We start from the raw sequence: 14,404 nt of genomic DNA on the forward strand, positions 1-14,404 counted from the left end.
CGCGTCGGGTGAGGGCTTGATCGTCCCCGATGTGCGGGCCGGTACCGTGGCCGGGTGCTGACTCAAGGTGTTCTGCTCGGCGACCGCTACCGGTTGGAAGCGCGGGTGGCGACCGGCGGCATGGGCGCGGTGTGGCGGTGCACGGACGTCGCGCTGGAGCGCGAGGTGGCGGTGAAGGTGCTGCTGCCCGCGCTGACCGAGGACCCGGACTTCACCACCCGCTTCCGCGCCGAGGCCCGCATGCTGGCGGCGCTGCGCCACCCCGGCGTGGTCGCCGTGCACGACGTCGGCCGGGCCGGTCTCGCCGACGGCAGCCACGTCGACTACCTGGTGATGGAGTACGTCGACGGCGAGCCCCTCGGCGCCTGGCTGCGGCGGGCCGGGCGGCTCGACCCGGCGTCGACCATGTCGGTGGTCGCCCAGGCGGCCGACGCGCTGCACGGCGCGCACGCCGCCGGCATCGTGCACCGGGACGTCAAGCCCGGCAACCTCCTGGTGAAGCGGGACGGCCGGGTCGTGCTGGTCGACTTCGGCATCGCGCGCTCGGGCACCACCGCCGGCCTGACCGCCGCCGACATGATGCTCGGCACCGCCACGTACATGTCTCCCGAGCAGGCCGCCAACCGGCCGGTCGGCGCCGCGTCGGACATCTACGCGCTCGGCGTCGTGGCGTACACCTGCCTCGCCGGGCGGCCGCCGTTCGACGGGGACAGCCCGCTTCAGGTCGCGCTGCGGCACGTGCAGGAACAGCCCGCGCCGCTGCCGGCGGAGACGCCACCCGCGGTCGTCGCCGTGGTGGAGCGGGCCATGGCGAAACGGCCCGGCGACCGCTGGCCGGACGCCGCCGCGCTGGCCGACGCCGCGAACCAGGCCCGGGAGGCGACGCTCGCCGTGGTCCCCGAGTCGGCCCGGCCGCCGTGGGCGGTCACCGGTCCGTCCCCGGCGGCCGCGCCGTTCGGGCCGGCCGGGCCGCCCGCGCCGCCCGCCGGGCCGACACCCGCCGCGGCACCCCCGGCCACGCCCGGCCCGGCCGCCGCGCCGCCCCCGCCACCGGCCACGCCCGGCCCGCACCCGGCCGACCCGATGACGGCCGGCCCGGCCGCCGCACCACCGACCGCCGGCCCGGCCGCCGCACCGGCGGGCACCGGCCCGGATCCCGCCACGCCCCACGGCTACCTCGGGCCGCCCGGTGCCGCCGCCCCGACCGGGCGGCCTGCCCCGTACCGGGAGACCCCGACGTCGCCCACGCTGGAGGAGCCCACCGGCCGTCGGCCGGTCCGGCGGGCCGCACTCGTCGGCGCCGCCGCCGTGTCCGTCGTGGTCGCCGGGGCCGTCGCCGCCACCGCGCTGCTCTCCGGCGACCCGGCCGCTCCCGGCGCCGCCGGCGGCGTCCCGGCCACCGCCGAGGCGACGCCCGGAGCCACCCCGGCGACCGAGACGGCACCGACCGCCGGCCAGCCCTCGACGGCCCCCACGGCGAGGCGCTCCCCGGGTGGCGGCGCCCCCGCCGGGGGCGTACCGGCAACCGGGGCACCGGAGCCGGGAGCCAGCAGCACCGGGGGCCGGTCGACTCCCCGCCCGACGGCCACCACCGGGGCACCCGCCAAGCCCAACCCGTACACGCCGGTCGAGGCGTGCGGCAGCGGCTACCGGGTGATCGACTCGGCGGCGCTGACCTCCGGCGGCGTCCGGCGGGGTCGGGTCTACCTGCTGTACCACGACGGTGCCGGCACCAACTGCGTGGTGACCATGAAGGAGACCGCCGTGGGCACGGCGACCGCCACCTCCGCCTGGCTGGAGGTCCAGGGCGGGCGCCGCGACACCGACAGCGGGTCGTTCGCGTACTACGCCGGACCGGTTCGCGCCAAGGCCGCCGGGGTGTGCGTCAAGTGGGGCGGGTCGACCGGCGGCGCCAGCTACGGCAGCGGCTTCGAGCACTGCGGCTGAGGTCCGCCCGGCGGCCGCGCCGGCGCGGGGCGGGAGGCGACCGGACGCCGGGCGGCTTTAAGGTACGGGCATGTCCGTTGACGGGTGGAACACGGTCCTGGTGCTCGGCGGTATCCGGTCCGGCAAGTCCGAGTTCGCCGAGTCCCTGGTCGCCGACGCGCCGGCGGTCCGGTACGTGGCCACCGCGACCGATGCCGGCGCCGACGACGAGGAGTGGGCGGCCCGCCTGGCGGCCCACCGCGCCCGCCGCCCGGAGTCGTGGACCACGGAGGAGACCGCCGCGGACCCGCGCCGGCTGGCGGACGTGCTCGCCGCCGCGGAGCCGCACGAGACGCTGCTCGTCGACGACCTGGGTGGCTGGGTGACCGTCCTGCTCGACCCGGCCCACCAGCCCGCCGACGACACGGCCACCATCGCCGAGCTGGCCGACGCCGTCCGCTCCTGCCCGGCCCGGCTGGTGGTGGTGAGCCCCGAGGTCGGGCTCTCCCCGGTCCCCACCACCCCGCTCGGGCGGGCCTTCACCGACGCGCTCGGCGCGGCCAACCGCGCGGTGGCCGACGCCGCCGATGCCGTGGTCCTGGTGGTCGCCGGTCAGCCGGCCTGGCTCAAGCCCGCACCGCCGGCCCGCCCGGGCACCGTACCCGCGCGGGCCACCCCGGACGTTGCCGCGGCGCCGACCGCTGCGCCCGCCGGGGAGCCGGAGGCACTGCCGGAGGTGCTGACGCCGACCGTCCCCGTCCCGACCGCCGAGCCGGACGAGGACGGGCGCACTCCCTGGTCGGCGCCGACGATGGCCCTGCCGATGGTGGCGACCGGCCTGGTCATCCAGCCGGGCATGGAGCTGCCCATGCCCGACGAGTACGCGGGCCCGCAGGCCGTCGACCGGCTGGCCACCCTGGACGTGCCCGGCGCCGGGTTCGGCGTGCTCGACCGCGTGGTCGGGTTCGCCGCCGGCACCCAGGGCACCCCCACGCCCGCCCCGTGGGACACGGTCCGGGTGCTGCTCGTGCACGGCGACCACGCGGGCGGCGCCGCCGCCGGCACCGTCCCCGGTGACTCCGCGCGCCGCGCCCGCGAGGCGCGGGCCGGCCGGGGCGCGCTGGCCCGGCTCGCCGCCGAGGCCGGGGCGAGCCTGCAGGTCGTCGATGCGCCGCCCGCCCGACCGATCGAGGTCGAGCCGGCGCTGACCCTGGACGAGGTCGAGTCGGCGCTGCGCCACGGCTGGCGGCTCGCCGAGCAGGCCGCCGACGCCGGCGTACGCCTGCTGGTACTCGGCGCGTGCGGCGCCGGCACCGACGCCGCCGCCGCGGCGGTGCTCGCCGCCACGGCCGGCGCCGAGCCGCCCGCGGTGCTCGGTCGGGTGCTGAGCGATTCGGGCGAGTACGACGACGCCGCCTGGATGGTCCGCTGCGCGGCCGTCCGGGACGCGCTGCACCGCAGCCGCCACTCGTCCCGGGGCGCCAAGGACATCCTGGCCGAGTTGGGCGGCGGGGACGTCGCGGTGGCGACCGGTGTGCTGCTCGGCGCGACCGCGCGGCGACTGCCGGTGCTGCTGGACGGACCGGTCGGGGTGGCCGCCGGCCTGGTCAGCCGGGACCTGGCCGGGCAGGCCCGGCACTGGTGCCTGCTCGCCGACCACGGCGGGCACCCGGCCGTGACGTTGGCGGCCGACGTGCTCGGCCTGACCCCGCTGCTCGACCTCCGCCTGGACCTGGGCGAGGGCGCGAACGCGCTGGTGGCGCTGCCGCTGCTGCGCTCGGTGCTGGGGCTGGCGGCGGCGCTGCCGACGCACCCGCACCTGGGCGGCCCGGTCCCGGACGAGCCGGCCGACGAGCCGCAGCCGGACTTCCGCGAGCCCGAGCCGGCCGGTCCCGGCCCGACCACCACCGAACCGGACTTCCGCGAGCCCGAGCCGGCCGGCCCGGGCCCGACCACCACCGAACCGGACTTCCGGGAACCCGAGCCGGTCGGCCCGGGCCCGACCACCACCGAACCGGAGTCCGCCCCGCTGGACCCGTCCGGCCGGCGTGCCGGCTGAGGGGCGGCTCGCCGCCGGGGCCCGGCTCGCGCTGACCACGTTCACCACGCTGCCGGTGCCCGCCGGCCGGATCGACCGGACGGTGGCGGGCACCGCGATGGCGCTCGCGCCGGCCGTCGGGGCGTTGCTCGGGGCCGTCCTCGGCGGGGTGCTGCTGCTCACCGGCGCGCTCGCGCCGCCGCTGGTGGCGGCCGGCGTCACGGTCGCCGCCGGCGCGCTGCTGACCCGGGGACTGCACCTCGACGGGCTGGCCGACACCGTGGACGCGCTCGGGTCGTACCGGCGGGGCCCGGCCGCGCTGGAGATCATGAAGAAGCCCGACGTCGGCCCGTTCGGGGTGGTCGCGCTGGTGGTCGTACTCCTGGTGCAGGCAGCGGCCCTCGCGGAGCTGGCCGGCCGGTCGGCGCCGGCGGCGCTCGCGGCGGTTGTGGCCGCGTCCGCCGCGGGCCGGCTCGGGGTGGCGGTGGCCTGCCGGCGCGGCGTGCCCGCGGCCCGGCCGGACGGGCTGGGCGCGCTGGTCGCCGGCACCGTCGGGCCGCTCGCGCTGGCCGCCGGCACGGCCGCCGTCGCGCTGGTGGCGGTCGCGGCCGTGCCGGGTCGCCCGTGGCAGGGGCCGCTCGCCGTCGCCGCCGCGCTCGCCGTCGCGGTGGGGCTGCTGCGACACGTGGTACGCCGGCTCGGCGGCGTGACCGGCGACGTGCTCGGCGCGACCGTCGAGCTGGTCACCACGCTGGTCTACCTGGGACTGGTGTTGTCCGGCTGAGTTCCGCCCGGCCCGGCGGGTAGCGTTCGGGGCGACAGCACCGGCACGGCCACCCCGGGGGAACCCCATGCTCATCACGGACGACTTCCTGCCCGTACCGGTCCCGGAGTCGTTGAGCGCGACCTACCTGGTGCCGATGGCCGGGCTGCCGGTGGTGAGCACGAAGACCGCGGTGGAGCGGCTCACCGGGCGGCTCGCCGGTTCGGTGCACGGGCTCGCCCGGCAGATGCTGGACAGCCCCTTGATGAGCGTGGACACCCGGCCGATCCACGAGTTCCCGGAGCTGCCGCCGGATCTGCTCACCGCGTTCGGCGCGACCGAGGCGCAGCTGGCCCGGTTGGCGGCGGCGACCCATCTGGTGGTGGTACAGGCCGAGTACCGGCCCGGGTGGCCGCCGGCGCACGAGTGGGCGGCCCGGGCGGTGGCCGCGGCGGTCGCCGACACGGTCGGCGGTGACGTGGTGGACGTCTTCGGACTCCAGTTCCTCGACCCGGCGACCGCGCTGCGCTCGCTGCCCGACGCCGAGGGGCGGATCCGGCTGGTCGACTGGGTGCTGGTGCCCTACTCGTCCGACGCCGACGGGCTGTGGTTCACCACCAAAGGGCTGCGCCGCTTCGGGCTGCTGGAGCTGCAGACGCAGGGCGTGCCGGACCACCTGACCCGGGCCTGGGGCGCGGTGCTGACCGGCGCGGCGCGGCGACTGCTGCGGGACTGGACCGACGGCCTGGCCGGCGAGGAGGTGCCCGCGTTCGTGCAGCTGCCGGTGCTGGCGACGGTCACCGGGCACGACATCGCGGTGGCCTACGGCAATCCGGAGCAGCACGGGGCGACCGCGCCGGTGTTGCTGCGGCTGGAGCTGGACCCGGCGACCGACCCGGAGGCCGACTCGTTCCTCAGCCTGCGCCCGCCGGCCGGCTACCCGGGGTCGGACGGCCGCTACTACGCCGCCGCGTGCGCGACGCTGTTCAGCGGCATCCAGCCGGACGTGCGGTACGCCCGCTCGGGCGACGCGATGAGCCGCGCGGTCGCCACCGCCCGCGCCTCGCTGGGCGACATCCGCGCCCGGTTCCTCGCCGGCCAGCTGCCGCCGGAGACGCAGCTGGTGGTGAAGTACGGGCTGTCCGGCGACGACGGCCCCGAGTACGTCTGGGCCGGCGTCACGTCGTGGGACGTCCCGGAGCGGATCGAGGGCGCCAGCGCCAGCGACGCGAACTCCGACCCGACCGTCCGCATCGGTTCCCCGGTGGTGGTCGAGGCGACCGACGTCGTCGACTGGGCGGTGCTGGACGGCACCGGCGTCATCGAGGGCGGTTGGACCCAGGCCGTCCTGGACGCCGGCGAGCGCCCCGCCCCACCGCTCTGACCCGGCGGTGCGGAGCGCCGCAGCTTCGTGATCAACCAGGGTCAGCGGACCGAGGGCTTGACGAACGGGGGGCGGGTCAGGCGCATGCCGGCGCGGCGGCCGCGGATGTCGACCGCGACCTCCGTGCCGTCGGCCAGGCCGGGGGCGGTGTCGACCAGGGCCAGGGCGATGCCCTGCTTCAGCGTCGGGCTGAAGGTGCCGCTGGTGACGGTGCCGACCCGCTCGTCATCCGAGTAGACGGCCATGCCGGGACGGGGAATGGCGCGGTCGACGGCCACCAGGCCGCGCAGCGTACGCCGGGGGCCGGCGGCCTTCTCCGCGAGCAGTGCGGCACGCCCCCAGAACGCCGGCTTGTCCCAGCCGACCGCCCAGCCCGAGCGGGCCTGCACCGGGGTGATGTCCGGTGACAGGTCCTGCCCGTGCAGCGGGTAACCCATCTCGGTGCGCAGCGTGTCCCGGGCGGCCAGGCCGCAGGCCCGCAGCTCGTACGCCGCACCGGCGGCGAAGAGCGCGTCCCACACGGCGACCGCCTCCCCCGCCGGCACCACCAGCTCGTACCCCAGCTCCCCGGTGTAGCCGGTGCGGCAGACGGTCAGGCCGGCCCCGGCGACCGAGCCCTCCGAGAAGCTCATGTAGTCGTGCCCGGTGCCCAGGCCCAGCTCGCCGAGCAGCTCCGCCGAACGGGGACCCTGCACGGCGAGGACGGCGTACGCCTCGTGCTCGTCGGTGACCGTGACCGACGACGGCGCGGCGGCGCGCAGCCGGCGGACCACCTCGGCGGTGTTCGCGGCGTTCGGGACGAGGAAGATGTGGTCGTCGGCGTACCGGTAGGCGATGATGTCGTCCACCACGCCACCGGTGGCGTCGTCACAGCAGAGCGTGTACTGGGCCCGCCCGGGGCCGATCCGGTCCAGGTCGTTGCTCAGGCAGGCGTTGACGAAGTCCGCCGCGCCGGGGCCGGTCACCCGGGCCTTGCCGAGGTGGGACACGTCGAAGACGCCGACCGAGGTGCGGACCGCGGTGTGCTCCTTCAGCACCCCGCCGCCGGCGTACTCCAGGGGCATCTCCCACCCGCCGAACGGGGCGAACTTGGCGCCGGCGGCGGCGTGCCGGTCGTGCAGCGGGGAACGGCGCAGCCGGGTCTCGGCGGGGCCGGAGGTCACGTCGGTCATGGGTGGGAACTTACCGGTGCTGGGGGCGCTGGTTAGCATCGGCGGGACCGCCGGTGCTGTCGGCGGGACAGCCCTGACCTCCGGCGGGTACGGTCCGCCGGAGACCTTCATCGCCGGTACGCGACGACGCGACCGGCCCGGCCCGCCCGGAGTAGCTTCAGTGACATCGCCCAGCACCAACCTCAGCCTCGTCGACACCGACCCCGCCGAGCTCGCCGTCGACGCGATCGTCATCGGCGTGCACAGCCAGACCGGTGAGCAGGCGGCCGCCGGCGGCCCCGCCGCCGCCCTGCTGCTGGCCAGCGGCGCCGAGAGCATCGCCGCGGCGTTCGACGGAAAGCTGACCGAGACGCTGGCGCTGCTCGGCGCGACCGGCGGCCCCGGCGAGGTGATCAAGCTCGCCACGCTCGGCACGGTGACCGCTCCGGTGATCGCCGCCGTCGGGCTCGGTCCGGAGCCGAGCGGCGCGGCTCCCGCCCCCGAGACGCTGCGCCGGGCGGCGGGCGCGGCCGTGCGGGCCCTGGCGGGCGCCGCCCGGGTCGCGCTGGCCCTGCCGCTGCCGGACGACGCCGACGCGCCGGCGGCGCTGCGCGCGGTGGCCGAGGGCGCCCTGCTCGGCGGCTACCGGTTCGCCGGCTACAAGACCCGCCCGCAGCCGGCCCGGCGGGAGCCGGTCGCCGAGGTGCTGGTGGCGGTGCCGGACGCGGGCGACGCGGTGGCCACCGCCGAGGTCGCCCGGGCGCGGACGGTGACCGACGCGGTGCGCCGCACCCGCGACTGGGTGAACACCGCCCCGAACGACCTGCGCCCGCCGGCCTTCGCCGACGCCGTGGCCGCCGCCGCCCGCGAGGCCGGCCTCGAGGTGGAGGTGCTGGACGAGACCGCCCTGCGCGAGGGCGGCTACGGCGGCATCGTCGCGGTCGGTCAGGGCTCGGAGGCCCCGCCGCGGCTGGTGCGGATCAGCTACACCCCGGCCGGCGGCGGCGCCGGCAAGCGGGTGGCGCTGGTCGGCAAGGGCATCACCTTCGACACCGGCGGCATCTCGATCAAGCCGGCCCAGGGCATGTGGGAGATGAAGTCCGACATGGCCGGCGCCGCCGCGGTCGCCTCCGCCATGCTCGCGGTCGCCGCGCTCAAGCCCGACGTGTCGGTGACCGCGTACGTGCCGATGGCCGAGAACATGCCGTCCGGCACGTCGTACCGGCCCGGTGACGTGATCACGATGTTCGACGGCAAGCGCGTCGAGGTGCTCAACACCGACGCCGAGGGGCGGATGATCCTCGCCGACGCGATCGCCCGCGCCTGCGCCGACGGCTGCGACTACCTCCTCGAGACCTCCACCCTGACCGGCGGCCAGGTCGTCTCGCTGGGCAAGCGGGTGGCCGGCGTGATGGGCACGCCGGAGCTGTGCGAGCGGGTGCGCGACGCCGGCGACGCGGTCGGCGAGCCGGCCTGGCCGATGCCGCTGCCGGACGACGTGCGCAAGGGCATGGACTCCGACGTCGCGGACATCTCCCAGGTGAACGCCGGCATGGACCGGGCGGGCCACATGCTCCAGGGCGGCACGTTCCTGCGCGAGTTCGTCACCGCCGAGGTCGCCTGGGCACACATCGACATCGCCGGCCCCAGCTACCACTCCGGCGAGGCGACCGGCTACTGGACCAAGGGCGGCACCGGCGTCCCGGTCCGCACCCTGCTGCACCTGATCGAGGACGTCGCCGCCAACGGCTGAGTCGAACGCGAGCGGGGGCGGCCCGTCCGGGGCCGCCCCCTCGCGTCTCCGCGCGGTTCATGATCCGCGCAGCTTCGGGGAAGTTGTCGCCGCACCGCCCGTGGAGGCGGCAGGTTCCCCGACGTTGTCGCCGCCGGGGCGACGTCGGGCGGGTCAGAACAGCTCGGGGCGGCGCTTGCGGCGCTCGTTGTAGTCGCGCATCCGCTGCGGGTAGCCCATCAGGCGCACGTCGTACACCGGAATGCCCAGCCGGAACGCGAAGCGCCGCGCGCCGTCCGGGCCGTCGATCCGGCGGCGGGTCCACTCACCGTCGCCGGCGATCAGCATGACCGTGGTCTCGGTGACGGTCGTCCGCGGCTCGATGTACGCCTCGACGCCGCGTCGGGTGCGGACGAAGTTCTCGAGGTGCTCCAGATCGGCACGGTCGGCCGCGCGGTCCAGGCTCACCGGACGCGCCTTCTTCCGTCGTCGGAACAGTCCCACCGGCCGTCTCCCCCAAACCCTCGTCATCGAAGCCCGTGCCAAGGGTACGTGTCACGGACGTGTCGTTGGGCACCTCGTTACGCGCACTGGGCGCAGTGGTGACAAGATGACCGAGGTGGGGTGTGTCCGCAATACCCCGCCGTGACCCCCCGAATGCAGCGACGCGACCTGGGAGTTGGACGTGAGCGAGCCGAACGAGACCTTCGACATCGTCATCCTCGGAGGTGGCAGCGGCGGCTACGCGGCGGCGCTGCGCGCCGCCCAGCTGGATCTCTCCGTCGCGCTGGTCGAGAAGGGCAAGCTCGGCGGCACCTGCCTGCACAACGGCTGCATCCCCACCAAGGCGCTGCTGCACGCGGCCGAGATCGCCGACCAGACCCGCGAGTCGGAGCAGTTCGGTGTCAAGGCCGAGCTGGTCGGCATCGACATGGCGGCGGTCAACTCGTACAAGGACGGCGTGGTCGCCCGGCTGTACAAGGGCCTGCAGGGTCTGGTCGGCGGCGCGAAGAACATCACCTTCGTGGCCGGGGCCGGCAAGCTGGTCGCGCCGAACACCGTCGAGGTCGACGGCAAGCGCTACACCGGCCGCAACGTCGTCCTGGCCTCCGGCTCGTACGCGAAGACCCTGCCCGGCCTGGACGTCGACGGTGAGCGGATCATCACCAGCGACCACGCCCTGGTGCTCGACCGGGTCCCGTCGTCGGCGATCGTGCTCGGCGGCGGTGTGATCGGCGTCGAGTTCGCCAGCGTCTGGAAGTCGTTCGGGGTGGACGTCACGATCATCGAGGCGCTGCCGCGGCTGGTCGCCACCGAGGACGAGGAGTCGTCGAAGGCGCTGGAGCGGGCCTTCCGCAAGCGGAAGATCAACTTCAAGGTCGGCAAGCCCTTCGAGAAGGTCGAGAAGACCGGCAACGGCGTCAAGGTGACCATCGCCGGCGGCGAGACGGTCGAGGCGGAGCTGCTCCTGGTCGCGGTCGGCCGCGGGCCCAACACCGCCAACCTCGGGTACGAGGAGCAGGGCGTGAAGATGGACCGGGGCTACGTGCTGGCGGACGAGCGGCTGCGCACCAGCGTGCCGAACGTCTACGCCGTCGGCGACATCGTGCCCGGCCTCCAGCTCGCGCACCGCGGCTTCCAGCAGGGCATCTTCGTCGCCGAGGAGATCGCCGGCCTGAACCCGGCGGTCATCGACGAGGCCGGCATCCCCCGGGTCACCTACTCGGACCCGGAGCTGGCGTCGGTCGGCCTGACCGAGGCGAAGGCGAAGGAGCAGTACGGCGCCGACAAGGTCAAGTCGTACAACTACAACCTGGGCGGCAACGGCAAGAGCCAGATCCTCAAGACCGCCGGCTTCGTGAAGCTGGTGCGGGTCGAGGACGGGCCGGTCGTCGGCGTGCACATGGTGGGCGCCCGGGTCGGCGAGCTGATCGGCGAGGCCCAGCTCATCTACAACTGGGAGGCGTACCCGGCCGAGGTGGCGCAGCTCGTGCACGCCCACCCGACGCAGAACGAGGCACTGGGCGAGGCGCACCTGGCCCTGGCCGGCAAGCCGCTGCACGCGCACGCCTGACACGACAACCGCGGCGTCCGGCGACGGGCGACGATCCCACCAGGGGAACCGAAGGAGTCTGGAGAACATGCCGGTATCGGTCACCATGCCCCGCCTCGGCGAGAGCGTCACCGAGGGCACCGTCACGCGCTGGCTCAAGCAGGAGGGCGACACCGTCGAGGTCGACGAGCCGCTGCTCGAGGTGTCGACCGACAAGGTGGACACCGAGATCCCGTCCCCCGCGGCCGGCGTGCTGACCCGGATCGTGGTCGGCGAGGACGAGACCGCCGAGGTCGGCAGCGAGCTGGCCGTGATCGACGGTGAGGGCGGTGGCGGTGGCGAGGCCGCGCCGCAGCAGCAGGAGGCCGCGCCGGCCGAGCAGGCGGCCGAGGCCGCCGCGGAGCCGCAGGCCGAGGCGGAGCAGCCGGCCGTCGAGGAGCCGGCCCAGTCGCAGGCCGCCCCGGCGCCGTCGGGCGAGGGCACCCCGGTGAAGATGCCGGCCCTCGGCGAGAGCGTCACCGAGGGTACGGTCACCCGCTGGCTCAAGCAGGTCGGCGACACCGTCGAGGTGGACGAGCCGCTGCTGGAGGTCTCCACCGACAAGGTGGACACCGAGATCCCGTCGCCGGTGGCCGGAACGGTCCTGGAGATCACCGTCGCCGAGGACGAGACGGCGGAGGTCGGCGCGACGCTGGCGATCGTCGGCGCGGCCGGTGCCGCCCCGGCCGAGGCGAAGCCGGAGCCGAAGCCGGAGCCGAAGCCCGAGCCCAAGGCGGCGGCCCCGGCGCCCAAGCCGGAGCCGAAGCCCGAGCCGCAGGTCACCGAGCCGACCCCGGGCGTGTCGTACAACGAACCGGCCGCCGAGGCCGAGGTCGCCGCCGAGCCGGCCAAGGCCGAGCAGGCGGCCACCCCGCCGTCCCCCGCGCCGCAGCAGCGGCCGTCGACGCCGGGCGCGGAGGAGGCCGCCGGGTACGTGACCCCGCTGGTCCGCAAGCTCGCCGGTGAGCACGGCGTGGACCTGTCCACGGTCAACGGCACCGGGGTGGGTGGCCGGATCCGCAAGCAGGACGTGCTGGCGGCGGCGGAGCAGGCCCGGGCGGCCAAGGCCGCGCCGGCGCCGGCCGCGCAGCCCGCCGCCGCCCCGACCGCTCCGGCGAAGCCGGCCGCCAAGCCGACGCCGAGCGCCAAGCGCGGCACCACCGAGAAGCTGCCCCGGATCCGCGCGGCCATCGCCAAGCGGATGCACGAGTCGCTGCACGAGATGGCGCAGCTCACCACGGTGGTCGAGGTGGACGTCACCAAGATCGCCAAGCTGCGGGCGCAGGCGAAGGAGTCCTTCCAGCAGCGGCACGGCGTGAAGCTGTCCTACCTGCCGTTCTTCGCCCTGGCCGCGATCGAGGCGCTGCAGACGTACCCGATCGTCAACGCCCGGATGGATCTGGCGGCCGGGACGATCACCTACCCGGACGCGGAGAACCTCGGCATCGCCGTGGACACCGAGCGCGGCCTCCTGGTGCCGGTCATCCACAACGCCGGTGACCTCAACCTGGGCGGCATCGCCAAGCGGGTCGCCGACCTGGCCGAGCGCACCCGGACCAACAAGATCAGCCCGGACGAGATCGCCGGCGCGACCTTCACGCTGACCAACACGGGCAGCCGGGGCGCGCTCTTCGACACCCCGATCATCCCGTCGCCGCAGTCGGCGATGCTCGGCACGGGTGCCGTGGTCAAGCGTCCGGTCGTGGTGAACGACCCGGATCTGGGCGAGGTCGTCGCGGTCCGCCACATGGTCTACCTGGCCATGTCGTACGACCACCGGCTGATCGACGGCGCCGACGCCGCCCGCTTCCTGGTCGCGGTCAAGGAGCGGCTGGAGGCCGGCAACTTCGAGGCCGAGCTCGGCCTGTAACACCCGGTCCGCCGACGGAGGCTCCCCGGATCACCGGGGAGCCCTCCGTCGTTGCCGGCTGAACCGATTCCGGCCCGCGCGCCGCCGGGCGCTGGGACAGTGGTCGGGTGGGCGGGAAGGGCTTACGCGGGCGGCTGGGGCCCGCCATGGCGATCGCCCCCGGCGCCCGGGTGGACCGGTTCGAGGTCTTCTTCGACCTGGTCTTCGTCTTCTCCTTCTTCATCATCACCCGGGCCACGGCGGCCCACATCACCGCCCAGACGCTGCTGCACGCCATGCTCGTGCTGGCCGTGCTCTGGTGGGCCTGGGTGATCCACAGCGTGGTCGCCACCCGCGTACGGCTCGGCGTGGGCTTCGTGCCGGTGCTGATGGTGATCGGGATGGCCGCGCTGTTCTGCTTCGCGCTCGCCCTCCCCCAGGCGTTCGGCGATCCCCGGGAGGGCGCCGCCGGGCCGGTGGTGGTCGCGCTCAGCTACATCGTGATCCGGGTCGTGCACTTCCTGCTCTTCTGGCACGTCACGCGCGACAGCCCGGACGAACGGCGGCAGCTGTACCGCTTCGCCCCGGAGGTGGTGTTCAGCACCGCGCTGCTGATCGCCGCCGCCATGGTGCCGTCGGTGATCGAGGATTCGGGCGCGGCCATGCTGACCCGGGACGGGCTGTGGCTGACCGTGGTGATCCTCCAGTACGCGACCGGCATCCTCGTCGGCACCTGGGGCTGGGGCGTCACGTCGGCCGAGCACTGGACGGAGCGCTACGACCTCATCCTGATCATCGCGCTGGGCGAGTCGGTCATCTCCGTCGGCGTGGGCAGCAACCTGCTCGGCCAGCCGCCGACCTGGCCCGCCGTCGCGGCGGCCGTGCTCGGCATCGTCTTCACCGCCGCTCTCTGGTGGGCCCACTACGACATGATCGGCCCGGCCGCCCGGATCGCCCTGCACGCTGCCAAGGACGGCCCCCGGGTGGCGATGGCCCGCGACGCGTACGCGTACCTCTACCTGCCGATGATCGCCGGCATCATCCTGTTCGCGTTGGGCGCCGAGGAGATCGTGCACGAGATCGCCGACCCGCTGAGCTCGGTCATGGAGCCGGCCCACGACCTGGGCGTGCCGCTGCTCTTCGGCGGGGTCATCTGCTACCTGCTGTCGAACATGCTGTTCCAGCTCCGGACGCTGCACACGTTGTCGTGGACCCGGGTCGGGGCGGTGCTGACGCTCGCGGCGAGCATCCCGATCGCCTCCCGCCTGCCCGGGCTCGCGGCGCTCACCCTGCTGACCGCGATCTGCGTCGGTCTGGTCGCGGTCGAGGTGGTGCTCTTCACCGAGGCCCGGGACGCGCTGAACTCCACCGTGCTGGAGGAGCGCACCACGCACGAGGCGCACGAGGCCGCCTGGCGGGCCCGCTGGCACGAACCCGCCCCCGACGAGCCGTCGACGTAACCCCGTTCA

Annotated in this window: 10 protein-coding genes; 8 read left to right on the forward strand and 2 right to left on the reverse strand. The window is 75.4% G+C overall.

Annotation, left to right across the window (positions count from 1 at the left end; all coding sequences use genetic code 11):
* Positions 1–54: 54 nt before the first annotated feature.
* The 4 genes from EV376_RS30605 to EV376_RS27800 all read left to right on the forward strand — a co-directional run bounded on the left by EV376_RS30605 (position 55) and on the right by EV376_RS27800 (position 6,111).
* Complete coding sequence (locus tag EV376_RS30605) at positions 55–1,947, forward strand: serine/threonine-protein kinase (RefSeq protein WP_207228450.1); 1,893 nt, start codon at positions 55–57, stop codon at positions 1,945–1,947.
* Between the two features lie 70 nt (positions 1,948–2,017).
* Entirely contained in the window at positions 2,018–3,985 is a 1,968-nt protein-coding gene (locus EV376_RS27790; protein WP_130328053.1) for a bifunctional adenosylcobinamide kinase/adenosylcobinamide-phosphate guanylyltransferase, read from the forward strand.
* Positions 3,975–4,748 (forward strand): adenosylcobinamide-GDP ribazoletransferase, encoded by a 774-nt coding sequence (cobS, locus tag EV376_RS27795; protein ID WP_130328055.1) that lies wholly within the window; start codon positions 3,975–3,977, stop codon positions 4,746–4,748. The genes EV376_RS27790 and cobS overlap by 11 nt, the downstream gene beginning before the upstream one ends.
* 67 nt (positions 4,749–4,815) lie before the next feature.
* Complete coding sequence (locus EV376_RS27800; RefSeq protein ID WP_130328057.1) at positions 4,816–6,111, forward strand: DUF2314 domain-containing protein; 1,296 nt, start codon at positions 4,816–4,818, stop codon at positions 6,109–6,111.
* A gap of 41 nt (positions 6,112–6,152) precedes the next feature.
* Here the strand turns inward: EV376_RS27800 and gcvT are convergent, their stop codons facing one another.
* A complete protein-coding gene (gene gcvT, locus EV376_RS27805) occupies positions 6,153–7,283 on the reverse strand; it encodes a glycine cleavage system aminomethyltransferase GcvT (protein ID WP_130328059.1) in 1,131 nt (376 codons plus the stop codon).
* A gap of 160 nt (positions 7,284–7,443) precedes the next feature.
* Between gcvT and EV376_RS27810 the strand changes: the two genes are divergently transcribed.
* Positions 7,444–9,015, forward strand: a complete 1,572-nt coding sequence (locus EV376_RS27810; RefSeq protein ID WP_130328061.1) for a leucyl aminopeptidase — start codon at positions 7,444–7,446, stop codon at positions 9,013–9,015.
* A 153-nt stretch (positions 9,016–9,168) separates the two neighbouring features.
* On the opposite strand, the gene EV376_RS27815 is transcribed toward EV376_RS27810, so the two are convergent.
* The gene (locus EV376_RS27815; RefSeq protein WP_130328063.1) at positions 9,169–9,498 is read right to left on the reverse strand and encodes a hypothetical protein; all 330 of its coding nucleotides are present in this window, start codon (positions 9,496–9,498) and stop codon (positions 9,169–9,171) included.
* A 181-nt stretch (positions 9,499–9,679) separates the two neighbouring features.
* On the opposite strand from EV376_RS27815, the gene lpdA reads away from it, so the two are divergent.
* The 3 genes from lpdA (at position 9,680) to EV376_RS27830 (ending at position 14,395) form a co-directional block, all read left to right on the forward strand.
* Positions 9,680–11,068 (forward strand): dihydrolipoyl dehydrogenase, encoded by a 1,389-nt coding sequence (lpdA, locus tag EV376_RS27820; RefSeq protein WP_130328065.1) that lies wholly within the window; start codon positions 9,680–9,682, stop codon positions 11,066–11,068.
* A gap of 67 nt (positions 11,069–11,135) precedes the next feature.
* Positions 11,136–12,956 (forward strand): 2-oxoglutarate dehydrogenase, E2 component, dihydrolipoamide succinyltransferase, encoded by a 1,821-nt coding sequence (sucB, locus tag EV376_RS27825; protein WP_130328067.1) that lies wholly within the window; start codon positions 11,136–11,138, stop codon positions 12,954–12,956.
* A 107-nt stretch (positions 12,957–13,063) separates the two neighbouring features.
* A complete protein-coding gene (locus EV376_RS27830) occupies positions 13,064–14,395 on the forward strand; it encodes a low temperature requirement protein A (RefSeq protein ID WP_486482823.1) in 1,332 nt (443 codons plus the stop codon).
* Positions 14,396–14,404 lie beyond the last annotated feature (9 nt).

This window comes from Micromonospora sp. CNZ295 (genome assembly GCF_004217535.1).